Source organism: Thauera sp. AutoDN2, assembly GCF_051280715.1.
In the GTDB taxonomy this organism is placed as follows: domain Bacteria; phylum Pseudomonadota; class Gammaproteobacteria; order Burkholderiales; family Rhodocyclaceae; genus Thauera.
Genome location: NZ_JBNCAR010000014.1, coordinates 16,994 through 39,295 on the forward strand (window position 1 = coordinate 16,994; position 22,302 = coordinate 39,295).

Sequence of the window (22,302 nt, forward strand, 5' to 3'; positions counted from 1 at the left end):
GCGCGGCCTCAGCGCCCCGGCTCGCCGAGCAGGAAGCGCGGCTCGACCAGCACCTGCTCCCGCCCGTTCGTAACCCAGGCCTGTCCGTCCTGAATACTCACCTGCAGGCGCATGCTGCGCTCGGCCAGGCGAGCCAGCGCAGCCGTCGCCTCGCGGTCGAGCTCCAGCACGCGCAGCCCGTCGTGACGCGCGAGCTTCGGCGCGACGCCGTTCCACCAGACATCCAGCGCACGGCCGTAGCCGACGACGACCACTTCGCGCGCGCGCCCGCAAGCCTTGCGGATCCACTTCTCATCGGGCTGCCCCACGTCGATCCAGCGCTCGATCGCACCCGTGAGATCCTTCTGCCACAGATCCGGCTCGTCCTCCACGCACAAACCCTTGCCGAAGGCGAGCGCCGGGTCGGCGAAGAGCGCGAACGCCAGCAGCCGGACCATCATGCGCTCGTCGGTCTCGGACGGGTGGCGCGCCAGCGTGAGGCTGTAGTCCGCGTAATGGTGTCGGTCCATGTCGGCCACCTGCAGGTCGGCCTTGAAGATCGTAGCCTTGAGTGCCATCAGTGAACCTGCCCGTTGGCCGTTCGCAAGGCTTGCTGCCAGGCAATCACCGCCCGCGCGGAGTGGGCCATGACCAGCTCGCGCTGACTGCCCGGCAGCTCGCGCGCCAGGGCCGCGAACAAGGCCTGCGTGGCCTCCTGGCCGATGCCTTCGCTCGCCAGCCCTTCCGACAGGCAGCGGATCTGGTTGAAGGCCAGCGCGTCGGCCACCAGGCGCCAGCCCGCGACCGGCATCTCGCGCGTGAGCGCCAGCAGGTGGCTGCCCAGCTGCCCCGCAAGGCGCAGTGCCTCCTCCCGATTCTCGCTGGCGATCGAGGCGTGCCAGAGCGCGAGGTGAACCCCGCGTCGCAGCTCGACCTTGAATTCGATGGCACATTCCTCGACGCTACCGATCTCATCGAAATGGCGCAGGAAACGGGACTCCGCGCGCGCGCCCAGCCCGGTGCGCAGGGCGCCGATGAGCTCGCTCAGTGCGGGGATCGACACCAGGCCAAAGGCCCGGCTCCAGGCCAGCCCCCACTGGTCCAGACCATAGAGCAGCAGGGCGATTCGCGCCGCCTGCGCCTCCCCTGCCTCCCCCGCCTTCCCGCGCAGGCTCCAGTCGGCGAGGTCGCCCTGCAGTTGCTCCACGCCCTTGCGTCGTGCGGCGTCGTCCTCATTGACGCTGAGCCGGAACACGCGTGCAAAGGTCTGCTCTGCCATGCCTGCGGCCTGACGCTGCGCGTCGGGGTCGACCAGCGCGGCCATCGGGTCGGGAGGAAGGATCTTCTCGGACGAATTCATGCTCGCTCCTTCACGCGCTGTCACGCGACCAGAGCGAGGGCGCCACCGTGCCCACCTGGTTGCGCTTCCCATCGCGGAAGCCCTGCAGCACACGCCGCAACGCGCCCTCATCTTCCGCAGTGAAGCCACGTTTGAAATCGGTGAGGATCAGTCGCGGGCGCGAAAGCCAGTTACCGGGCGCATCATCGATCGCACACCAGGCCGCATCGCCAGGACTGGCCTCGTGCTGCGCCAGCCACACCATCGCCTCACGTTCGCGCAGGCCATGCAGTTCCGCCCCCGTCTTCGGCAGCAGCTGCGGCGTAACCCCTGCGATCTGCGCGCGAACGTCCTCGGCGAAGCGCGTAATCAGTCTGGACAGCGAGAACAGCATGCGCCAGTCCGATGCGATCACGATACGTGCTTCGGAGAACTCGCGCACCACGGCTTCGATCCTCGGCAGGCAGCGGAAATCCTCCGCCTCGCCCCATGGGTGGGTGACGCCGTCGAAGTCCATGAAGATGTAGGTGGGTCGTGACATATTTGGACGGGGGATAAATTATCCCCGCACGCTCCAGAAGATTGTTGCAATGCGCAATATACTGCATGCACCATAGTGGCGCCGCGTGCCCAATGTCACGATCGACCGGAATCAAGCCCCGGCGGCACCCTCAAGGGCATTTCCGTTGCACTGCAACAACACATCCATCAAGGAACGCTTCAACATGAAACCTATCGTCAGCCTGGAAGGCAAGGTCGGACTGATCACCGGAATCGCCAACGAGAAATCCATCTCCACCGGCGTGGCCGAGGCCTGCATAGAGGCCGGAGCCAAGGTCGTGATCACCTACCAGAACGAGAAGACGCGTGCGTTCATCGAGCCGGTCGTGCATCGACTCGGGATCGAGGACGTGGTGCTGCTCGACGTCACCCGCCCGGAGACCATGGCGGACGTGTTCGCCCAGATCGACGCCCGCCACGGCAAGCTCGACTTCGCCATCCACAGCATGGCCTTCGCCAAGCGCGACGACCTGCATGGACGCGTCGTGGACAGTTCGCCCGACGGCTTCGCGCTCGCAATGGACGTATCCACCCACTCCTTCGTACGCATGGCGAAAATGGCAGAACCCCTGCTCGTGAAGGCTGGCGGCGGCGCGCTGGTGACGATGACCTATCTCGGTTCGGAGAAGGTGATCCCGAACTACGGCGTGATGGGCCTGTGCAAGGCGGCGCTGGAGGCCGCCACCCGCTACATGGCCGCCGAACTGGGCACAAAGGGCATCCGCGTGAACGCAGTGTCGCCCGGCCCGCTGATGACCCGCGCAGCCTCGGGCATTGCCGGGTTCGACGGGCTGATGGCGGCGGCCGTCGAACGTTCGCCAATGCACGCGCTGGTGACCCCCGAGGACATCGGCGCCCTTACCGCCTTCCTCGTGTCGGATGCAGGCCGTCTGGTGACCGGTGGCGTGCATTTCGTGGACGCCGGTTATAACATCATGGCCTGACGTCCTGGAGATGGCACGATGGATTTTTCCGCAGCACGCGAGTTGATCGGACGGCAGACCGTCCTCCTTCCCGACCCGGTTCCGGAACACCCCTTGCTCGACGGGAAAAAGGAAATCGGGCGCGGCGAATACTCCATCGTGCTCGACAAGGGCGACGACGAGCGGGTGTACAAGATTGTCAGCTCGCCCGCGGATTATTTTCTCTACACGGCAGAGGATCGCCCCCGCGGTGAGCATTTCCCCATCATCCACGCGGACCACGGCATCATCGGCCGTGCGCAGTCGGGCTACCCTCTGCACCTGCTCGAGATGGAAAAGCTCTACCCGCTGGCCGAGGATGCGCCCGCGGCGGAGCTCGCACGGCGCCTGATCGAGGTGTATTGGTCGGCCTGCCAGCAATGGAGCCGGCTCGGCGCGGACATGGGGCGCATCGCCCTCTACGACATGACCATGAATCCGCTTGCGCTCGGCACCGGCATGCAGAAGGCGGTCAAGGCGCTGTCCGATTTCGTCGAGGACTACCAAGTACTACCCGATATCCTCAACGCCAACAACCTCATGATGCGCAAGGACGGCACCCTGGTGTTCTCCGACCCGGTCTTCATCGCATGAGCCCGCCTTCCCCACCCTGCGCATCGCAGGCGCACCTCTCGCAACCAAGTCCCCGCACATGAGCGCGCAGCGTGCAGATGCCTGCGATCACGAGCACCCGGCGCCAGCCCGGCCCGCCTCGATCGGGATCGCCCGCAGCGGGCACTTCGATGGCCCTGCGTTCGAGCGGGCCGTGACAGAGCTGTTGCGTGCCGCCGGCATTGACCCCGACAACTCCCACACGGGCCGCACCGCGCAGCGCGTGCGCGAACTCTGGCAGCGCCGGTTGCTCGGCGGCTATGAGCTCGATCCCGCCGAGGCGCTTGGCGAAGGCTTCGAGGATGCACGCCGCGACATGGTCGTGATCCGCGGCATCGCGGTGCACGGGGTCTGCCCACACCATCTCGTCCCCTTCCGGGGCGTCGCGCATGTCGCCTACCTGCCGGGCGGTCGTCTGCATGGATTCGGCCGCATCGCCCGCATGGTCGACGCGATCGGGCACCGCTTCACCTATCAGGAATGGATGACGCGCGACATTGCCGATGCGCTCGTGACCCACGGCATGGCCGACGGCGCCGCCTGCGTGATCGAGGCCGAGCAGCTGTGCCTGTTGCTCGGTGAGGACCGGCGCGGAGACGAGCGGGTGGTGACGCAGGCGTTCGCGGGATCGTTCGCACACTCACCGCAGGCGCGCAACGAATTCCTTCACGCCATCGAGGACCGTCGGCGCTGATCAGCGCCAACGGCCAGCAGCTCCGCGGGTCTAGCCTTCCTGCTGGAAATCGATGATCACGGCGCGGCGCGCGAGCCTGTGCGCACTCACATCCACAAGCACCACCTCGCGTCCCTCGATCACGACAGTGCCACGGTAACGATCGTCGCCGCTCACCGAGTACTCGAAGTCGAAGCCCCGCCGCAGCACCATGTGCCCACGGTCGTTGCGCGCAAAGCGCAGCCCATGCCCCACCACGGTTTCGTCGAGCAACTGCACGCCCTCGCGCTGGCAGGCACGGCGCGCCGCCGCAATGCCGGCCTCGCGCGCCTTCAGACTGTCAAGCCAGAACCAGACCACACTACCGGTCAGCAACAGCACGAAGAGTTCGGTGAGGGTCATGTCGGAAAGTGGCACACGCTGCATTCGCGCGAACGCGGGCGCGCGAGAAAGGCCTCTCCGCTGGCGCTCACGGCAGCATCATGCCGCGAATCGTGAAGAACAGCATCGCAGCCATCAACGCGGAAGCCGGCACCGTGATCACCCAGGCCGCAGCGATGCGCATCAGCTGTGAGCGCTTCACGAGCTCGCGGCGGTACACCTTCTTCAGATCCTTGCGCTCGCCCTTGGAGAAGTGGGCCGGATCCTCGGCGTTCTTCGAGCGCTGCTTCAGATCCTCGAGCATGGCCCCCTTCTCCTCGAGCGTGGCCTTGTCGAAGCGCTGGATGAACGCCTCGATCGCGACGATGTCGCCCTCAGGGTGGTGCGCCTTGATCTCGGCCAGCATGCGGTCGTAGTTGCTTTTGAGATATTCGCGCAGGAAGCCCACGCCGAACACGCCACCGACCGCGATGTGCGTCGAGCTGACCGGCAGCCCGAACTGGCTCGCAAAGATCACGGTGATGGTCGCGGCCATGGCAATGCAGTAGGCCCGCATCTGATCCAGTTCGGTGATCTCCGAACCCACGGTACGGATCACCTTGGGTCCGAACAGCGCCAGCCCCAGCGCGATGCCGATCGCCCCCACCATCATCACCCAGGTCGGGATCGGCGCCGCCTTGTGGATCTCCCCCCCCGAGCTCACCACATCGACGATCGCAGCCAGCGGACCCACCGCGTTCGCAACGTCATTCGAGCCGTGTGCAAAACTGAGCAGCGCCGCAGCGAAGATCAGCGGCACCGTGAACAGCCGGTTCACGCTTTGCTTGGTGTTGGCCACAACGGACTGGCGCTGGGCGAGCACGCGCTGCAGCACCAGCGTGACCACCAGACCAAGCACGAAGCCATAGGCCAGCGCCTCACCGAAGCTCACCTTCCAGACCTTGCCCAGGCCCTTGAGCATGAGGTAGGTCGAGAAGGTCCACGCCATCAGGCCCACCAGCAGCGGCACCATGCGCCGTGCGGCCTCGGCCATGTCCACCTGATAGGTGATGCTGCGCTTGACCAGATACAGGAAGCCTGCGGCGAACAAGCCGCCAAGCAAGGGAGAGATCACCCAACTCGCGGCGATGCTGCCCATCGTGTTCCAGTCGACGATCGAAGGCCCGGCTGCCGCCATGCCTGCGCCGAGCACCGCGCCGACGATCGAGTGCGTGGTCGACACCGGCGCGCCCACCGCGGTGGCAAGATTGAGCCACAAGGCCCCGGCCAGGAGTGCGGCCAGCATCACCCAGACGAACACATCCGGGTCGGAGATGAGGTCCGGATTGATGATGCCGTTGCGGATCGTGCCCACCACCTCGCCGCCTGCAATCAGCGCCCCCGCGGCCTCGAATACCGCTGCAATCACCAGCGCGCCAGCCAGGGTCAGCGCGCGCGAGCCGACCGCGGGGCCTACGTTGTTGGCGACGTCGTTGGCACCGATGTTCATGGCCATATAGCCACCGATCATGGCCGCCATGACCAGCACCAGGCTGCCTTCTCCAGCCCCCCGCATAGCCGAGTAGAACATCACACCGACGATGAAGAGCACACCCATGCCGAGGCGGAAGATCTCTCCGCGGCCCTTCTGGGCCGCACGCTCGATGTCGGTGATGTGCTGCAAGTCCACGATGGGAGTCCGTTCAATACGAAAGCGCGTATTGTTTCAGAAAATTTGCAATGGCCCAATCCATTCCTGCTGCAGCACCGCAAATTGCCATCCCGTCCCCTGGGGTCGGCTCCGGGTAGGTCTTACAGGCGGTTGTACTTATCAGCCCTGCCGCGGGCGAGTTCGACCGGGTAGCGTTCTTCGTTGATGCGGATCTTGCGCCGCGCCGCGCCGGCGAGGTCCACACCCAGCACATCGCTCAGGCGGACCAGGTAAAGCAGCACGTCCGCCATCTCCAGCGCCGCCGCTTCGTGGGTGTCCGCAGGCAGGCGCGCAGACTGCTCGGGGGTGAGCCACTGGAAGTGCTCGAGCAGTTCCCCCGCTTCGCCAGCCAGCGCCATGGCAAGATTCTTCGGCGTGTGGAACGCCGTCCACTCGCGCTCGGTCGTGAAGCGGCGCATGGCCTCGCGCAACTCGTCCAGCGCGTCTCCCGCAGGTCGTATCTCGCTCATTCGATGTGATGCTCCAGATCGAAGCCGGCCGATTCATCTACGCCAAGTTGCCGCACCAGCCATGGCAGGGCCGCCTCCAGCCGCTCGGGCAACACCCAGGGCGGGTTGATCACGTACAGACCGCTGCCAAACATGCCGAACCCGTCGCGCGGCGGAGCAGATACGGCCAGGCGCACGTCCAGCCAGCTCTCGGCGCCGATCTCGGCGAGCTTCTGTGGCAAGGCACGGGCCTCGGGGCGCGCCAGCATCGGATACCACACCGCAAAAGTACCGGTTGGGAAGCGTCGCAACGCCTCACGCACTGTGTCGACCGTGCGGCGGTAGTCTTCCTTGACCTCGTAAGGCGGATCGATGAGCACCACGGCGCGCCGGGTGGGCGGTGGCAGCAAGCCCTTGAGCGCACCGAAGCCGTCGCTGCGCTGCACCTGCACGCGCTCGCGTTCGGTGGTGAAGGTGCGCTGCAGCGATTCGTGATCGGCCGGATGGAGCTCGAACAGGCGCAGCCTGTCCTGCGCGCGCGCCTTGGTCATGGCCAGCGCGGGGGAGCCTGGGTAGAACAGGAGCCGGCCATGCGGGTTGAACTGGCGCACAGCATCGAGGTACGGCCCGAGCGCCGGAGGAACATCATCCCTGTCCCACAGTCGCCCGATCCCGGCCGCCGCCTCGGCGGTCTTTCCGGCCTGCTCGCTGTCGAGCGCATAGCAGCCACCACCGGCATGCGTGTCGATATAAACCCAGGGTTTATCCTTGCGGTTGTAGTAGTCGAGCAATTCGAGCAGCACGAAGTGCTTGAGCACATCCGCGTGATTGCCCGCATGGAAGGCGTGTCGATAGCTGAGCATGGGTGTTGTCCGTTCGCGGCCGGCATCGTAGCACCCCACAGGGCGCGGCAAAACCCTTGGCAGATCAGCCACATTGACACAATCACCGTGTTTGCACGCCAGAGCGCAGTTGTTATGATGCGCGCCCCGACATGCCGCAGTACGCTGTGGCACGAGACAGACATAGCGAGAACAACACATGAGCATCTATGCCCTGGGCGATCGCCGCCCCAGCTTCGGTCAAGGCAGCTGGATCGCCCACAACGCAACCGTGGTGGGTGCAGTGCACGCCGGGCGCAACGTGAGCATCTGGTACAACGTGGTGATGCGCGGCGACAACGACCCGATCACCATCGGTGACGACACCAACATCCAGGACGGCACGGTGCTGCACAACGACAAGGGCGTTCCGCTTCACATCGGCAGCGGCGTCACCATCGGCCACATGGCCATGCTGCATGGCTGCACGATCGGCGATGGCAGCCTGATCGGCATCAACGCGGTGATCCTGAACCGTGCCGTCATCGGCAGCCAATGCATCATCGGCGCGAATGCCCTGATCCCCGAGGGCAAGGTCATTCCCGACCGCTCGCTCGTGGTCGGGTCTCCGGGCCGCGTCATCCGCACCCTGACGGAGGATGAGATCGAGCACCTGAAGTGGAACGCGCAACATTACATCGAGAACGCGCGTCTGTACGAGAAGGATCTGTGCGCACTCGAACCCGCCAGCGTCATCGAAGGGGCCGCTTGATGAAACCCGCCCTGCTCGCCCTGGTCGCGGCATTCAACATCGCCGTGGCTGTGCCTGCCGCCGCCGAGGCCGGCGCGCCGCTCACGGTCGAGTTATCCGCGCAGGCCAGCACCGCGGCTGCCAACGACCTCGCCACCGCTGTGCTGTATGTCGAGCGCTCCGGTGCCGACGCCGCGGCGCTTGCCGACGAGGTGAACCGCGCCATCGCCGGGGCGCTGGAAACCGTGCACGCGGAGAAAACGGTCAAGGCGCAGACCGGCAGCGTCTCCACCTGGCCGGTCTACGACAAGGACGACCGTGGCCGCATCACGTCGTGGCGCATGCGCTCGGAGATCCGCCTCGAAAGCATGGACCTGGCGGCGATATCCGCGCTGGTCGGACGACTGCAGGCCGGCCTGGCGCTCGCCCATGTCGGCATGGAGCCTGCCCCCGCCACGCGGCGCAAGGCGCTCGACGCGGCCACCGTCGACGCGCTACAGGCTTTCGAGGCCCGCGCCGGACTGATCGCCGGCACCCTGGGTCGGAAGCACCGCATCGTCCACCTCAGCGTCGGCGACAGCGGTTTCTCGCCCCCCCCGATGCCCCGCATGCGCATGGCGACCATGGCCGCCGCCGATGCCGCACCCGCACCGCTTGAAGGCGGCGAGAGCCAGGTATCGGTGCATGTGAGCGGGCGCATCGAGTTGACGGACTGACAGCCTGAAGAACCCGTGGCGTGAAGCCCGCCGCTGGACCGTCTCCAAGGCCTGCTTTATCTTTGCGCACATGAGATCGAAAAACTCCGCGCGCAAGGCAATTCAACCCCGGCAGGCAAGCCTGCGACGGTTCGCCTGCCTCAGCGCAGTCATGCTGCTGGCCGCCTGCAGCACTGTCCCCGAGGCACCCCGCCACAGCACCGCTGCGCCACAGACGCCGGCGCCCGCGCGCAGCAGCTATTTTGCCTTCCCCGACGAGCAGCATGCCCAGGAGATGGTGCTGTTCGCCCTCGGTCTCCTCGACACCGGCTATCGCTTCGGCGGCCGCAACCCCGAGGCCGGGCTCGACTGCAGCGGAATGGTCGCGTACGTCGTGGAGAATATCAGCGGCCAGCGCCTGCCCCACAACGCGGCTCAGATCGCAGAACGGACCCGGCCCATCCCGGTCGAGGCGCTCGCGCCCGGCGATCTCGTGTTCTTCAACACGCTCAAGCGCCGACATTCACACATGGGGATCTACATCGGTGATGGCCGGTTCGTGCATGCGCCGTCGAGCCGTGGAAAGGTTCGCGTCGAGCGCCTGGACAACCGCTACTTCGCACAGCGCATCGACGGCGCCCGCACCCTGCTTGCCAACTGAAGGCTACAAGCCCGGCGCCGCCCAGAGAACACTCAGCGCTGCGGCACCTGCACGTAGATCTCGCCCGGCTTGGTCAGCCCGAGTTCGAAACGGGCGCGCTCCTCGATTGCCTCATTACCCGACTTGAGGTCATTCACCTCGGCCGCGAGGCTTGCGTTGCGCTGCTCGAGGCGCAGATTCTCATCTCGCTGCGCCTGCAACTGGCGATCGACATCCCACACGCGCAGCCATCCGCCCTTCCCCAGCCAGAGCGGGTACTGCAGCAGCACGACGAGTGCGAGCAGGATCAGGATGGGCCAGCGCATCAAGCAGGAAAACTCGAGATTGGATTGCCGCAGGGCCGGCCACCGTGTTCGCGGACAGGCCCACCCCCCGTGGCGGGGCGGGCCTGCGTTCCGGTTATAACGGGCTTGCCCACGAAAGCCCGGTCAGCACCGATTCGGCGAGGTCGCTGGCAAGAGCGCCGGCCTCGCCGCAGGACGACGGTCAGCGCAGGTTGTAGAACGCGCGCTTGCCCGGGTAGGCCGCGGTATCGCCGAGGTCTTCCTCGATACGCAGCAGCTGGTTGTACTTGGAGATGCGGTCCGAGCGGCTCAGCGAACCGGTCTTGATTTGCATCGCGCGCAAGCCCACGGCGATGTCGGCGATGGTCGAATCGTCGGTCTCGCCCGAGCGGTGCGAGATCACCGCGGTGTAGCCAGCGAGCTTGGCCATCTCGACGGCGGCGAAGGTCTCGGTGAGCGTGCCGATCTGGTTGATCTTGATGAGGATCGAGTTGGCCACGCCCTGCTCGATGCCCTGCGCAAGGATGCGGGTGTTGGTGACGAAGAGGTCGTCGCCCACCAACTGCACACGCTTGCCCAGGCGCTCGGTGAGGATCTTCCAGCCGTCCCAGTCGCCCTCGGCCATGGCGTCCTCGATCGACACGATCGGGAACTTGTCGCACAGGGTCTCGAGGTAGTCGGTGAAGCCCTCCGCGGTGAGCGACAGGCCCTCGCCCTTGAGCTCGTACTTGCCGTCCTTGTAGAACTCGGATGCAGCGCAGTCGAGCGCCAGCAGCACGTCCTGGCCGGGCACGTAGCCGGCGGCGACGATGGCTTCCTGGATCAGGTTGAGCGCTTCCTCGGTGCCCGACACGTTGGGGGCAAAGCCGCCCTCGTCGCCAACGGTGGTGGGGTAGCCCTTGCCGTCCACGATCTTCTTGAGGTGGTGGAAGATCTCGGCACCGCAGCGCAGCGCCTCGCGGAAGCTGCCCATGCTCACCGGCATGATCATGCATTCCTGGATGTCGAGACTGTTGTTGGCGTGCTCGCCGCCGTTGATGACGTTCATCATCGGCACCGGCATCACCATCGGGCTCGAGCCGCCGAAGTAGCGGTACAGCGGCAGGCCGGCCTCCTCAGCGGCGGCCTTGGCCACCGCCATCGACACCGCCAGCATGGCGTTGGCGCCCAGGCGCGACTTGTTCTCTGTGCCGTCGAGCTCGATCAGGGTGCGGTCGATGAAGGCCTGCTCCTCGGCGTCGAGGCCGATGATCGCCTCGGCGATCTCGGTGTTCACGTTCTCGACCGCGCGCAGCACGCCCTTGCCGAGGAAACGCGACTTGTCGCCGTCACGCAGCTCGATCGCCTCGCGCGAGCCGGTGGAGGCGCCCGACGGCACCGCGGCGCGGCCCATCACGCCGGATTCCAGCAGCACGTCGGCTTCGACGGTGGGGTTGCCGCGTGAGTCGAGAATCTCGCGGGCGATCACATCAACGATTGCACTCATGTGTAGTCCTGTTGCAGTTACTGGGATTGGGGGAATTCGAAGCTCAGAGCGTGGTCTCGAGGAAGCCCTGGCGCTTTACCAGCGCGTCGATGTCCTTGAGGGTGGTCAGCAGCGCCTTCATCTTCGGCAGCGGCCAGGCGTTGGGTCCGTCGGACAGCGCCTTGGCCGGGTCCGGGTGGGTCTCCATGAACAGACCCGCCACGCCCACCGCAACCGCCGCGCGCGCCAGCACCGGCACGAACTCGCGCTGGCCGCCAGAGGCCGTGCCCTGCCCGCCCGGCAGCTGCACCGAGTGGGTGGCGTCGAACACCACCGGGCAGCCGGTGTCGCGCATGATCGCCAGCGAACGCATGTCGGAGACGAGGTTGTTGTAGCCGAAGGAGGCGCCGCGCTCGCACACCATGATGGTGTCGGCGCCGCCGTTGGCCTCGCGCGCCTTGTCGGCGACGTTCTTCATGTCGCCGGGGGCGAGGAACTGACCCTTCTTGATGTTCACCGGCTTGCCGCTGGCCGCCACCGCGTGGATGAAGTCGGTCTGGCGGCACAGGAAGGCGGGTGTCTGCAGCACATCGACCACCGAGGCGACGAGCGGGATCTCCTCGATCGTGTGCACATCGGTCAGCACCGGCAGGCCGAGCTGCTTCTTCACCGCCTCGAGCATCTTCAGCCCGGCGTCCATGCCGTGGCCGCGGAAGCTCTTGCCCGAGCTGCGGTTGGCCTTGTCGTAGGAGGCCTTGAAGATGTAGGGGATGCCCAGCTCGGCGCAGATCTCCTTCATCTGGCCGGCGATGTCCAGGCACATCTGCTCGGACTCGGCCACGCAGGGGCCGGAGATCAGGAAGATCGGCCTGTCGAGGCCGACTTCGAATCCGCAGAGGTTCATGCTTCGCTCCTTGAGGCCGCGGCCTGCTTGCGTGCGATCGCCGCCTTCACGTAGGCGGTGAACAGCGGGTGACCCTTGCGCGGGTTGGAGGTGAATTCGGGGTGGAACTGGCAGCCGACGAACCACGGATGCACGTCGGCGGGCAGCTCGACCATCTCGCACAGGTCGGTGACCGGCGCGCGACCCGCAACGACGAGCCCCTTCTCCTCCAGCCTGGCGAGCAGGGTGTTGTTGACCTCGTAGCGGTGGCGGTGGCGCTCCATGATCTCGGGCGCGCCGTAGATCGCGCGCGCCAGCGTGCCTTCCTTCAGCTGGCAGAGCTGGCCGCCGAGGCGCATGGTGCCGCCGAGGTCGGACTCTTCGGTGCGCTTCTCGATCTTGCCCGTGCGGTCCTTCCACTCGGTGATGAGGCCGATCACCGGAAACTTCGTGTCGCGCTCGAACTCGGTCGAATGCGCGCCTTCCATGCCGGCAACGTCGCGGGCGAACTCCACCACCGCGAGCTGCATGCCGAGGCAGATGCCGAGATAGGGCACCTTGTTCTCGCGCGCATGGCGGATGGCGGCAATCTTGCCCTCGGTGCCGCGCTTGCCGAAGCCGCCGGGCACCAAGATCGCGTCCATCGCCTGCAGCACCGCGCAGCCCTCGCGCTCGATGTCCTCGGAGTCGATGTAGTGGATCTTGACCTTCGACTCGGTGTGCATGCCGGCGTGGTTGAGCGCCTCGATCAGCGACTTGTACGACTCGGTGAGGTCCACGTACTTGCCGACGAAGCCGATATTGACCGTCTGCTTCGGGTTCTCGAGCGCGTGGATCAGCTTCTCCCACACCGACAGGTCGGCCGCGCGGGCGAGGATGTCGAGCTTGTGGCAGACGATCTGGTCGAGCATCTGGTCGTGCAGCATGCCGGGGATCTTGTAGATCGAGTCGGCGTCCAGGCACTCGATGACCGCCTCGGGCATCACGTTGCAGAACAGCGCGATCTTGCGCCGCTCGTCGGCCGGGATCGAGCGGTCGGCACGGCACAGCAGGATGTCGGGCTGGATGCCGATCTCGCGCAGTTCCTTGACCGAGTGCTGGGTCGGCTTGGTCTTGAGCTCGCCCGCGGTCGGGATGTAGGGCAGCAGCGTGAGGTGGATGAAGCAGGTGCCGTGGCGGCCTTCCTCGAAGCCCATCTGGCGGATGGCCTCCAGGAAGGGCAGCGACTCGATGTCGCCCACGGTGCCGCCGACCTCGACGATCGCCACGTCGGCGCCCTCGGCGCCGCGCTTGACGTAGGCCTTGATCTCGTCGGTGATGTGCGGGATGACCTGCACGGTCTTGCCGAGGTACTCGCCGCGACGCTCCTTCTTCAGCACCGACTCGTAGATCTGGCCGGTGGTGAAGTTGTTGCGCTTGCTCATCTTGGCGCTGGTGAAGCGCTCGTAATGGCCGAGGTCGAGGTCGGTTTCCGCACCGTCTTCGGTCACGAAGACTTCGCCGTGCTGGAACGGGCTCATGGTGCCCGGATCGACGTTGATGTACGGGTCCAGCTTGAGGTGCGTGACCTTGATGCCGCGGGACTCGAGGATCGCCCCCAAAGAGGCTGCCGCGATGCCTTTGCCCAGGGAGGACACGACACCGCCGGTAACGAAGACGTATTTGGTCATGGGAGATGTGCTGCGGGAAAGCGCGATGATAACCGAAGCGCCGGACATGCGTCAGCAGTCCGGCGCTCGCTCCGCCCCTGTTCGGCGCCCAGGCCGGACCCCGCGCCGCCCCACGGGAATCGCATGATCCAGCCTCCGGTCGGGGGCCTCGCTGCTCAGGCCATGCCTCTCAGGTCATACCGCGCAGCTCGCGCAGCAGCACCGACAGCATCGCCAGGTCGATGTTCTGCGCACCACGGATCTCTCCGAGCAGGTGCTGGTATCGGTCCAGGGCCGCGGCAGCACGAGCGCGCCATGCCGCGAGCCGGGCCGCCGTGTCGCCGCCCTCCGGCGCCAGGCGGATGGCCTCCGCAGCGAGCGTGCGCGCGAGCATCGACAGGTCGGTACGCAAGGCGCCCCGGGCGAGATTCTGCCAGCGCGTCTCCGCCGGCAGCGCCGAGATCTGCCGCCCCAGCCAGTGCAACTCCAGCTCGCCACCGAGCGCAAAATACACCCGTGCCACCGCCGCCTCATCCTGTCCGGTCTCGGCGGCAATCTCGACCAGGTCGAGCGCCGAGTACAGCTCGTCCAATGCCGCCACGCGCCGCGCCAGCGCCTCGGCCACGCCCTGCTCCACCCAGCGTGCCACTGCAGCATCGAGCTCTTCCCGGTAAGCAGGGCCGACATCGTCGTGCAGCCGACCGGCCAGCGCTGCGACGCCCGGCGAAAAGTGGGCCAGCGTCGCCTGCAGATCGGCCAGCCAGCGCCGGTTGCGCAGGAACCACAAGGTACCGCGCTGCACCAGCCGGCCGGAGGCCAAGATCAGTTCCAGCTGCACCGCATTGTCGATGCGGTTGTCCAGCGCCTCGGTATCCTGCCACACCCCCACCAGCCCGAAGACCTCGCGCGTCGCCATGTAGGCGCGCACGATATCGGCGGCAGGCACACCCATCTCGGTCTTCAGCCGATGCACGAAAGTCGGCCCGACACGGTTGATCATGCTATTGATGACGTGCGTGGAGATGATTTCGCGCCGCAGCGGATGCGCCTGGATCTGGACGGCGAAGCGCTCGCGCAGGGGTCCCGGGAAGTAGCGCTCCAGCGCGGTGCGGATGTAGGGATCCTCCGGCACGTCGGACGCCAGTACCTCGTCGTAGAGCTCGATCTTGCTGTAGGCGAGCAGCACGGCCAGCTCAGGATGGGTGAGACCGGCGCGCGCGGCCTTGCGCTGCGCAAGCTCCTCATCCATCGGCAGGAACTCGAGCTTGCGGTTGAGCCGCCCGGCATGGGCGAGGCGGCGCATGAAGTCCGCCTGCTCGTCGAGCAACGCCACGCCCCGCGCCCATGTCACCGAGAGGATCTGCGTCTGCGCGTAGTTGTCCCGCAGCACCAGCGTCGCGACCTCATCGGTCATGTCTGCGAGCAGCTTGTTGCGCTGCTTCAGGGTGAGCTCGCCCTCGGCCACCACGGCACCGAGCAGGATCTTGATGTTGACCTCGTGATCCGAGCAATCCACGCCACCGGAGTTATCAATCGCGTCGGTGTTTACGCGGCCGCCGCCCAGCGCGAACTCGATCCGGCCGAGCTGGGTGGCCCCGAGGTTGCCGCCCTCGCCCAGCACCTTGCAGCGCAGCTCGCCGCCATTGACGCGCACGGCGTCGTTGGCGCGGTCGCCCACTGCCGCGTCGGTCTCGGAGGCGGCCTTGATGTAGGTGCCGATGCCGCCGTTGTAGAGCAGTTCCACCGGCGCGGTGAGGATGGCGCGGATGAGATCGGTGGGCGTGAGCTGCGCGGCCTGGATGTCGAGCGCCGCCCGCACCTCGGGCGAGAGCTTGATCGACTTGGCGCTGCGCGGCCACACGCCGCCACCCTGCGAGATCAGCGCCTTGTCGTAGTCATCCCAGCTCGAGCGCGGCAGCGCGAACAGGCGCGCGCGCTCTTCCCAAGAGCGCGCGGGGTCGGGATCGGGGTCGATGAAGATGTGGCGATGGTCGAAGGCCGCGATCAGTCTCGTCTGCTTCGACAGCAGCATGCCGTTGCCGAACACGTCGCCCGACATGTCGCCCACGCCGGCCGCGGTGAAGGGCTCTTCCTGGATGTCCTTGCCCATCTCGCGGAAGTGGCGCTTGACCGCCTCCCAGGCGCCGCGCGCGGTGATGCCCATCTTCTTGTGGTCGTAGCCCACCGAGCCGCCGGAGGCAAAGGCGTCGGCCAGCCAGAAGCCGTATTCGGCCGAAACCTCGTTGGCATAGTCCGAGAAGGTCGCCGTGCCCTTGTCGGCCGCCACCACCAGGTAGGGGTCGTCCTCATCGTGGCGCACCACGTCGGCCGGCGGCACCACGGCGCCCTGCACCAGGTTATCGGTGAGGTCGAGCAGACCGCGCAGGAAATTGCGGTAGCAGGCCACGCCCTCGGCGACCAGCGCCTCGCGTCCGCCCTCGGCGGGCGGACACTTGACCACGAAGCCGCCCTTCGAGCCTACCGGCACGATCACCGCATTCTTGACGATCTGCGCCTTCACCAGGCCAAGGATCTCGGTGCGGAAATCCTCCATGCGGTCGGACCAGCGCAGGCCGCCACGCGCCACCTTGCCGCCGCGCAGATGCACGCCCTCGAAGCGCGGCGAGTATACGAAGATCTCGAACATCGGCAGGGGCTGCGGCAGGCTGGGAATCTTCGCCGGCGAGAACTTGAACGAGGTGTAGGTCTTGGCTGCGCCGTCCTTGTCGCGCTGGAACCAGTTGGTGCGCAGCGTGGCGAGGATCATGGCGAGGAACTGGCGCAGGATGCGGTCCTCGTCGAGATTGGCGACGGTGTTGAGTTCGGCCTCGATCGCCGCCACCTGCGCCGCGCATTGCGCGTCGCGGTCGCCGCCCAGCGCCGGATCGAAGCGGGTGCGGAAGAGCTCGAACAGCGCGCGCGCGAGCTTCGGATACGCCGCGAGCGTCTGCTCCATGTAGGCGAGACTGAAGGTGAAGGCCGCCTGCCGCATGTACTTCGCGTAGGCGCGCAGCACGCTGACCTCGCGCCATGAAAGACCGGCGAGCAGCACGAGGCGGTTGAAGTCGTCGTTTTCCACCTCGCCGCGCCAGGCGCGCAGGAAGGCGTCCTGGAACAGCGGCCGCAAGGCGTGGATGTCCAGGCTCTCGGCGCCCGCGTACTGCAGGCCGAAGTCGTGCAGCCACACCGTGCTGCCATCCAGACGCTCGATCTCGGCAGGGCGCTCGTCGATCACCTTCACACCCATCTTCTCGAGCATGGGCAGGCTGTGCGACAGCGCCACCGGCGCGCCGAGGTGATACAGGCGCAGGTTCAGGCGCCCTTGCTGCGCCTCCAGCGGCACGTGCAGGTTGAGCGCCAGCGCGTCATCGTCGCGCAACGCCTCCATCTGTTCGATATCAAACACCGCCATGCGCGCCGAATAGTCCTCACGGTAGCCGGCCGGGAACCCGCTGCCGTAGCGACGCAGCAGTTTCATGCCGCGCTCCTCGCCGCACTGCTCGACCAGCGCCTGCTGCAACTCATCCTCCCAGCGCCGCGCGGCACGGATCAGGCGCTGCTCCAGTTCGCGGGTATCGAAGGGTGGAATGATCGAGTCCCGCGTACGTACCGTGATCAGGATGCGCGCCAGAGCGGAATCCGAGAACTGCACGTCGAACTCGGACGAGGTCCCGTTGAACGCATCCATCAGCACCGCCTGCATGCGCTTGCGCTGGTCGGTGTTGTAGTGTTCGCGCGGCACATAGACGAGGCAGGACACGAAGCGCGCAAACGGGTCGATGCGCACGAAGAGCCGGGTGCGCAGCCGCTCGCCGAGGCGGAGGATACCCATCGCGTGGGCGTGCAGTTCTTCCGGATCGATCTGGAACAGCTCGTCGCGCGGATAGCGCTCGAGCAAGGTCTGCAGCGCCTTGGCGGCATGACCTCCGGGCAGCAGGCCTGCGCGCTCGAACACCGCGTCGACCTTGCGGCGCAGCAGCGGGATCTGGCGCGGGCTGGTGCTGTAGGCGGTGGATGCCAACAGGCCGATGACCCGGCGCTCACCGGCCACCCTGCCCTCGCCGTCGAAGGTCTTGATGCCGATGAAGTCCAGGTAGCCCGGCCGATGTACCGTCGAGCGGGAATTCGACTTGGTGATCGTGAGCAGTCGCGGCAGATGGGCCTGCGCACGCAACTGCGGCGGCAAGGCCGCGAAGGAGCGTGACTGGCCATCCTCACCCTCGCCGCGCAGCAAACCCAGCCCCGAGTTGGGGACGATGCGCAGTTCGTTCCCCTCCTCCGTACTCGCCAGCGTGTAGTCACGGCAGCCGAGCAGCACGAAATTGTCCTGGGCCAGCCATTGCAGGAAGGCCTTCACCTCCGTGGCATCGGCCGACTCCAGCACAGCCGGCAGCGTATCGAGCCCGGCGGTGATCTCCTGCAGCCGGGTGCGCATCGCGGGCCAGTCGCTCACCGCAACACGCACATCGGCCAGCACGTGCTCGATGCCCGCCTGCAGCGCGGCCAGATCTGCGGGGTCGGTACGACGGTCGACCTCCAGGTGCATGATGGATTCGAAGCCGGCGCCCTTGCCTCCCGCCCCCTTGCCTCCCGCCCCCTCGGCGCCTGCACCCGCAGCGTCTGCGCCGTCGCCGCCGAAGCGGACAAAGCGGCCCTGCGCATCACGCTGCACCTTGATGACCGGATGGATGATCAGATGCAGGGTCAGTCCCTGGCGCGCCACCTCCATGGTGATCGAGTCGACCAGAAAAGGCATGTCCTCGCCGACGATCTCGATGACGGTGTGCGGACACTCCCATCCGCTCTCATCCACGCGTGGGTTGAACACGCGCACGCAGCTTGCTTCCTTGCGGCGAGCGATGAAATGCCACTGGCTCAACACCGCGCCGTAGAGGTCGGTGACGGGCAGAGCTTCGAGTTCGTCCGGATCCATCTGGGCGAAGTAGCGGGCGGCAAAGTCGCTCACCACCGCTGCCTGGTCCGCCGGCAGCCGTGCGGCAATCTGCTCGATCACCGCATCGATCTGTGCCGTAAGCCTGCCTGTCTCCCGCTTTTCCATCTCGACCTCCGCACGTGCGTGTTGGGGCACGGTGCGACGATGCGGGCTCCTGCGGATTGCGTGGCGAGAACCCGGATCGCAGCGCCGTGGAACAGATCGGTCAGGTTAGGTCAAAGGATCTGCCGGTCATAGGCACGTTTTCCCGTACCCGCCGCCACAGGCACGAAAAAAAAGCGCGCCCCCTCCTTCAGGTCGGCGCGCCGTCTTGCGGCCCTTCGGGCCACCGCATTCAGCGGATGAAGTCGCGGTTCACTTCACGGAACAGATCCGTTCCGCCGCGCTGGAGCCACTCGAAAGCGACCATCTCGCGCGACACGATCTCGATACCGTGCCCACGCATGCGCTCGAAGGCGAGGTCGCGGTTGGCCGGGTCGCGCGAACCCGAGGCTTCGGCGACGATGAAGACATCCTTGCCGGCCTGGCGCAGGTCAAGTGCGGTCTGCTGCACGCACACATGCGCCTCGGTACCACACACGATCACCTGTTTGCGCTGCTCCACCGCCGTGCCCGCAAAGCAGCCATCGGCCTGGGCGGAAAAGAACTGCTTGCCGACGTATTGCGCGTTGGCGGTCACCGCGCGCACCGAATCCACGGTGCCACCGATCTTCTCGGGGAAATGCTCGGTCACCACCACCGGCACACCGATCCGCTCGGCCACCTGGGCGAGCCAGGCGCAGTTCTCCGCCACCTGCTCGCCCTGATGAATATAGGGTGCGAGCCGCGCCTGCACGTCCACGATCAGCAACACGGATCTATCGGGATTCATCAGCATGGTCCTTCCTCCTCAGTCGGCCAGCTCGGCGCGTTCGCGGAAATGCGCCAGCGCCTCGGGGTTGGCCAGGGCCTCCTGATTCTTGACCGGGCGGCCATGCACTACGTTCCGCACCGCCAGTTCGACGATCTTGCCGCTCTTGGTGCGCGGGATGTCTGCCACCTGAAGCACCTTGGCCGGCACGTGGCGCGGCGTGGTGTTGTCGCGAATGGTCTGCTTGATCCGTCTGACCAGATCGTCGTCGAGCGTCAGCCCTTCGCGCAGCTTCACGAACAGCACCACGCGTACATCGTTCGGATTCTGCGGCGGCCAGTCCTGGCCGATCACCAGCGACTCGACAACCTCGTGCAGCTTCTCAACCTGGCGGTAGATCTCGGCGGTGCCGATGCGCACCCCGCCCGGGTTGAGCGTGGCGTCCGACCTTCCGTAGATGATCAGCCCGCCATGCGCGGTGATCTCGCAGAAATCCCCGTGGCACCACACGTTGTCGAAGCGATCGAAGTAGGCAGCGTGGTACTTGGCGCCGTCGGCGTCGTTCCAGAAGCCAATCGGCATCACCGGGAAGGGCTTGCTGCACACCAGCTCCCCCTTCTCGCCGCGCACCGGGCGACCCTCGTCGTCCCACACGTCCACCGCCATGCCCAGGCCGCGGCACTGGATCTCGCCGCGCCACACCGGCAGCACCGGGCTGCCGAGCACGAAGCAGGAGATGATGTCGGTGCCGCCCGAGATGGACGAGAGCTGCAGGTCGGCCTTGATGTCGCGGTAGACGTAGTCGAAGCCTTCCGGCACGAGCGGACTGCCGGTGCTCATCATGGCGCGCACGCTGTCGAGCTTGTGGGTCTCACGCGGCTTGAGTCCGAACTTCGCGGCCGCATCGAGGTACTTGGCCGAGGTGCCGAAGTGCGTCATCTGCTCGGCGTCGGCATAGTCGAAGAGGATCTGGTTGTCGCCGGCGAAGGGCGAGCCGTCATAGAGCAGCAGCGTAGCCTCTGCGGCGAGCGCGGAGACCAGCCAGTTCCACATCATCCAGCCGCAGGTGGTGAAGTAGAACACGCGGTCGCCCGGCTTCACGTCGCCGTGCAGCGTGTGTTCCTTCAGGTGCTGCAGCAGCGCGCCGCCGGCGCAGTGCACGATGCACTTCGGGACGCCGGTGGTGCCCGAGGAGTACATGATGTACAGCGGGTGGTCGAAGGGCAGCTCGGCGAACTCGATGTCGTCCACGAAGTGGAAGGGGGCGATGAAATCCGCGTACATGCGCGCATGCGGCACATGCGACAGGTCGTGGTCATGATGAACGTAAGGCACGACCACGACGCGCTGCACGGACGGCAACTGACCGACGATGTCGCCGAGCTTGCCGAGCACGTCGACCGTCTTGCCGCCGTAGTAATAGCCGTCGCAGGCGATCAAAACCTTGGGCTCGGTTTGGCCGAAGCGGTCGAGCACGCCCTGCACACCGAAGTCGGGCGAGGCCGAGGTGAAGATGGCGCCGATACTCGCCGCGGCCAGCATGGCGATGGCGGTCTCGGGCAGGTTGGGCATGTAGGCGGCGACGCGGTCACCGGCGACCACGCCCTGTTCCCTCAGGGCGGCGGCGAAGTGCGCAACGGCGCGATAAAGCTCGCCGTGGCTCATGCGGTTCTTCACCCGGTCCTCGCCCCAGAACACGATGGCATCGTGCGCATCGCGCGAACGCAGCAGGTTGCGGGCAAAGTTGAAGCGTGCATCGGGAAACCACTGCGCGCCGGGCATGCGGTGACCATCGACCAGCACGCGCTGACCGCGCGCGCCGATTACGCCGGCGCCAGTCCCATCCCCTTCCCAGACGCTCACCCAGAACTGCTCGGGCTGCGCCACCGACCAGTCGTAGAGCGCCGCATAGTCGGGCAGCGTGACGCCCCACCGCTTCTCCGCGGCAAGACGGAAGGCGGTGACGTTGGCGTCCGCCACACGCTCGGCCGACGGCGTCCAGAGCGGCTTCTGTTCTGCAAGCTGATTCATCGTGTCTCCTCTCACTGAATGCATGCCACTTCGGTGGCCTCGTCTTTTTCTGTACAGCCAGTCGCTATGTCACGTGCAGGTACGGCCTGCTTCAGGCGGGCGCGTCCTCGAACAGCGCACGGATGAAATCGGGAATCGGCGCCGACTTGCCGGTGCGCATGTCCATCCACACCGTCTTGGCCGCGCCCTCTGCGTACAATCGCTCGTCGCCTTCGACGAAAAGTTCATACCAGGTCATCACGCTCGACCGCCCCGGCTCACCGACGTACATCTTCACAACGACCGTTGAAGGATAATTCACCGGAATCAGGAACGTGCAGCTCGCGTTGATGATCACCGGCCCTACGGCCTCGTCCGGACGCACGCGGACACCGACCTTTTCCAGCCACTCGCAGCGGGCCTGCTCGAGGAAGCGGAAGTACACCGTATTGTTGACGTGCCCGTAGGCGTCCATGTCTCCCCAGCGCACGGGGATGCGCGCAGTGTAGATGAGCTTGCCGTGCTCCTTCATGTTGCATCTCCTCTTGTATGTTGAGCGCGCTAATGTAACATACGGCCCCGTATGTTTGCGCAAGGCGCCTGCGTGCCGGATGATCGTCGGCGCATGCGCGA

The 22,302-nt window shown here is 66.3% G+C and carries 21 protein-coding genes; 6 read left to right on the forward strand and 15 right to left on the reverse strand.

The annotated features are described in order from the left end of the window. Positions 1-8 precede the first annotated feature (8 nt). From ACPT9U_RS09690 to ACPT9U_RS09700, 3 genes are read right to left on the reverse strand one after another with little or no spacing between them, the layout of a single operon-like run. Positions 9-557: a YaeQ family protein gene (locus tag ACPT9U_RS09690; protein ID WP_435750754.1), complete on the reverse strand. Its 549-nt coding sequence runs from the start codon at positions 555-557 to the stop codon at positions 9-11. Further along, positions 557-1,339, reverse strand: a complete 783-nt coding sequence (locus ACPT9U_RS09695; protein WP_435750755.1) for a hypothetical protein — start codon at positions 1,337-1,339, stop codon at positions 557-559. The genes ACPT9U_RS09690 and ACPT9U_RS09695 overlap by 1 nt, the downstream gene beginning before the upstream one ends. A 10-nt stretch (positions 1,340-1,349) precedes the next feature. Continuing rightward, a complete protein-coding gene (locus ACPT9U_RS09700; RefSeq protein ID WP_435750756.1) occupies positions 1,350-1,859 on the reverse strand; it encodes an HAD domain-containing protein in 510 nt (169 codons plus the stop codon). Positions 1,860-2,043: 184 nt separating this feature from the next. On the opposite strand from ACPT9U_RS09700, the gene fabI reads away from it, so the two are divergent. From fabI to folE, 3 genes are read left to right on the forward strand one after another with little or no spacing between them, the layout of a single operon-like run. Next, the gene (gene fabI, locus ACPT9U_RS09705; protein ID WP_435750757.1) at positions 2,044-2,823 is read left to right on the forward strand and encodes an enoyl-ACP reductase FabI; all 780 of its coding nucleotides are present in this window, start codon (positions 2,044-2,046) and stop codon (positions 2,821-2,823) included. An 18-nt stretch (positions 2,824-2,841) separates the two neighbouring features. Then, positions 2,842-3,435, forward strand: a complete 594-nt coding sequence (locus ACPT9U_RS09710) for a hypothetical protein (protein WP_418362884.1) — start codon at positions 2,842-2,844, stop codon at positions 3,433-3,435. Between the two features lie 58 nt (positions 3,436-3,493). Beyond that, on the forward strand, positions 3,494-4,147 hold the full coding sequence (gene folE / locus ACPT9U_RS09715) for a GTP cyclohydrolase I FolE (protein ID WP_418362885.1): 654 nt from the start codon (positions 3,494-3,496) through the stop codon (positions 4,145-4,147). Positions 4,148-4,177: 30 nt separating this feature from the next. Here the strand turns inward: folE and ACPT9U_RS09720 are convergent, their stop codons facing one another. From ACPT9U_RS09720 to ACPT9U_RS09735, 4 genes are all read right to left on the reverse strand, one after another. Further along, a complete protein-coding gene (locus tag ACPT9U_RS09720; RefSeq protein WP_435750758.1) occupies positions 4,178-4,528 on the reverse strand; it encodes a DUF3301 domain-containing protein in 351 nt (116 codons plus the stop codon). A 67-nt stretch (positions 4,529-4,595) separates the two neighbouring features. Further along, positions 4,596-6,176 carry an inorganic phosphate transporter gene (locus ACPT9U_RS09725; protein WP_418362887.1) on the reverse strand — a complete coding sequence of 527 codons (1,581 nt, stop codon included), beginning with the start codon at positions 6,174-6,176 and terminating at the stop codon, positions 4,596-4,598. 122 nt (positions 6,177-6,298) lie between these two features. Then, positions 6,299-6,667 (reverse strand): nucleotide pyrophosphohydrolase, encoded by a 369-nt coding sequence (locus tag ACPT9U_RS09730; protein WP_435750759.1) that lies wholly within the window; start codon positions 6,665-6,667, stop codon positions 6,299-6,301. Further along, positions 6,664-7,509, reverse strand: a complete 846-nt coding sequence (locus ACPT9U_RS09735) for a 23S rRNA (adenine(2030)-N(6))-methyltransferase RlmJ (protein WP_418362888.1) — start codon at positions 7,507-7,509, stop codon at positions 6,664-6,666. The genes ACPT9U_RS09730 and ACPT9U_RS09735 overlap by 4 nt, the downstream gene beginning before the upstream one ends. Before the next feature lie 178 nt (positions 7,510-7,687). On the opposite strand from ACPT9U_RS09735, the gene ACPT9U_RS09740 reads away from it, so the two are divergent. From ACPT9U_RS09740 to ACPT9U_RS09750, 3 genes are all read left to right on the forward strand, one after another. After that, positions 7,688-8,239, forward strand: coding sequence for a gamma carbonic anhydrase family protein (locus ACPT9U_RS09740; protein ID WP_435750760.1), 552 nt, complete (start codon positions 7,688-7,690; stop codon positions 8,237-8,239). Then, on the forward strand, positions 8,239-8,934 hold the full coding sequence (locus ACPT9U_RS09745) for an SIMPL domain-containing protein (protein ID WP_435750761.1): 696 nt from the start codon (positions 8,239-8,241) through the stop codon (positions 8,932-8,934). The genes ACPT9U_RS09740 and ACPT9U_RS09745 overlap by 1 nt, the downstream gene beginning before the upstream one ends. Positions 8,935-9,085: 151 nt before the next feature. Further along, on the forward strand, positions 9,086-9,574 hold the full coding sequence (locus tag ACPT9U_RS09750) for a C40 family peptidase (protein ID WP_418362891.1): 489 nt from the start codon (positions 9,086-9,088) through the stop codon (positions 9,572-9,574). 32 nt (positions 9,575-9,606) lie between these two features. Here the strand turns inward: ACPT9U_RS09750 and ftsB are convergent, their stop codons facing one another. The 8 genes from ftsB to ACPT9U_RS09790 all read right to left on the reverse strand — a co-directional run bounded on the left by ftsB (position 9,607) and on the right by ACPT9U_RS09790 (position 22,201). Further along, a complete protein-coding gene (gene ftsB, locus ACPT9U_RS09755; RefSeq protein ID WP_418362892.1) occupies positions 9,607-9,879 on the reverse strand; it encodes a cell division protein FtsB in 273 nt (90 codons plus the stop codon). Positions 9,880-10,060: 181 nt separating this feature from the next. Beyond that, a complete protein-coding gene (gene eno / locus ACPT9U_RS09760; RefSeq protein ID WP_435750762.1) occupies positions 10,061-11,344 on the reverse strand; it encodes a phosphopyruvate hydratase in 1,284 nt (427 codons plus the stop codon). Between the two features lie 43 nt (positions 11,345-11,387). After that, positions 11,388-12,227: a 3-deoxy-8-phosphooctulonate synthase gene (kdsA, locus tag ACPT9U_RS09765; RefSeq protein ID WP_435750763.1), complete on the reverse strand. Its 840-nt coding sequence runs from the start codon at positions 12,225-12,227 to the stop codon at positions 11,388-11,390. Beyond that, on the reverse strand, positions 12,224-13,876 hold the full coding sequence (locus tag ACPT9U_RS09770) for a CTP synthase (RefSeq protein WP_435750765.1): 1,653 nt from the start codon (positions 13,874-13,876) through the stop codon (positions 12,224-12,226). The genes kdsA and ACPT9U_RS09770 overlap by 4 nt, the downstream gene beginning before the upstream one ends. A 169-nt stretch (positions 13,877-14,045) precedes the next feature. After that, a complete protein-coding gene (locus tag ACPT9U_RS09775) occupies positions 14,046-18,914 on the reverse strand; it encodes an NAD-glutamate dehydrogenase (protein WP_435750766.1) in 4,869 nt (1,622 codons plus the stop codon). Between the two features lie 229 nt (positions 18,915-19,143). Further along, a complete protein-coding gene (locus ACPT9U_RS09780; protein ID WP_418362896.1) occupies positions 19,144-19,686 on the reverse strand; it encodes a hydrolase in 543 nt (180 codons plus the stop codon). Between the two features lie 12 nt (positions 19,687-19,698). Next, complete coding sequence (locus tag ACPT9U_RS09785; protein WP_435750767.1) at positions 19,699-21,690, reverse strand: acetoacetate--CoA ligase; 1,992 nt, start codon at positions 21,688-21,690, stop codon at positions 19,699-19,701. A 91-nt stretch (positions 21,691-21,781) separates the two neighbouring features. Further along, a complete protein-coding gene (locus ACPT9U_RS09790; RefSeq protein WP_418362898.1) occupies positions 21,782-22,201 on the reverse strand; it encodes an acyl-CoA thioesterase in 420 nt (139 codons plus the stop codon). Positions 22,202-22,302: the final 101 nt, after the last annotated feature.

Coding starts and splice junctions, on each gene's coding strand:
- ACPT9U_RS09690 (WP_435750754.1), bottom strand. CDS start 557: ATGGCACTCAAGGCTACGATCTTCAAGGCCGACCTGCAGGTGGCCGAC.
- ACPT9U_RS09695 (WP_435750755.1), bottom strand. CDS start 1,339: ATGAATTCGTCCGAGAAGATCCTTCCTCCCGACCCGATGGCCGCGCTG.
- ACPT9U_RS09700 (WP_435750756.1), bottom strand. CDS start 1,859: ATGTCACGACCCACCTACATCTTCATGGACTTCGACGGCGTCACCCAC.
- fabI (WP_435750757.1), top strand. CDS start 2,044: ATGAAACCTATCGTCAGCCTGGAAGGCAAGGTCGGACTGATCACCGGA.
- ACPT9U_RS09710 (WP_418362884.1), top strand. CDS start 2,842: ATGGATTTTTCCGCAGCACGCGAGTTGATCGGACGGCAGACCGTCCTC.
- folE (WP_418362885.1), top strand. CDS start 3,494: ATGAGCGCGCAGCGTGCAGATGCCTGCGATCACGAGCACCCGGCGCCA.
- ACPT9U_RS09720 (WP_435750758.1), bottom strand. CDS start 4,528: ATGACCCTCACCGAACTCTTCGTGCTGTTGCTGACCGGTAGTGTGGTC.
- ACPT9U_RS09730 (WP_435750759.1), bottom strand. CDS start 6,667: ATGAGCGAGATACGACCTGCGGGAGACGCGCTGGACGAGTTGCGCGAG.
- ACPT9U_RS09735 (WP_418362888.1), bottom strand. CDS start 7,509: ATGCTCAGCTATCGACACGCCTTCCATGCGGGCAATCACGCGGATGTG.
- ACPT9U_RS09740 (WP_435750760.1), top strand. CDS start 7,688: ATGAGCATCTATGCCCTGGGCGATCGCCGCCCCAGCTTCGGTCAAGGC.
- ACPT9U_RS09745 (WP_435750761.1), top strand. CDS start 8,239: ATGAAACCCGCCCTGCTCGCCCTGGTCGCGGCATTCAACATCGCCGTG.
- ACPT9U_RS09750 (WP_418362891.1), top strand. CDS start 9,086: ATGCTGCTGGCCGCCTGCAGCACTGTCCCCGAGGCACCCCGCCACAGC.
- ftsB (WP_418362892.1), bottom strand. CDS start 9,879: ATGCGCTGGCCCATCCTGATCCTGCTCGCACTCGTCGTGCTGCTGCAG.
- eno (WP_435750762.1), bottom strand. CDS start 11,344: ATGAGTGCAATCGTTGATGTGATCGCCCGCGAGATTCTCGACTCACGC.
- kdsA (WP_435750763.1), bottom strand. CDS start 12,227: ATGAACCTCTGCGGATTCGAAGTCGGCCTCGACAGGCCGATCTTCCTG.
- ACPT9U_RS09770 (WP_435750765.1), bottom strand. CDS start 13,876: ATGACCAAATACGTCTTCGTTACCGGCGGTGTCGTGTCCTCCCTGGGC.
- ACPT9U_RS09775 (WP_435750766.1), bottom strand. CDS start 18,914: ATGGAAAAGCGGGAGACAGGCAGGCTTACGGCACAGATCGATGCGGTG.
- ACPT9U_RS09780 (WP_418362896.1), bottom strand. CDS start 19,686: ATGCTGATGAATCCCGATAGATCCGTGTTGCTGATCGTGGACGTGCAG.
- ACPT9U_RS09785 (WP_435750767.1), bottom strand. CDS start 21,690: ATGAATCAGCTTGCAGAACAGAAGCCGCTCTGGACGCCGTCGGCCGAG.
- ACPT9U_RS09790 (WP_418362898.1), bottom strand. CDS start 22,201: ATGAAGGAGCACGGCAAGCTCATCTACACTGCGCGCATCCCCGTGCGC.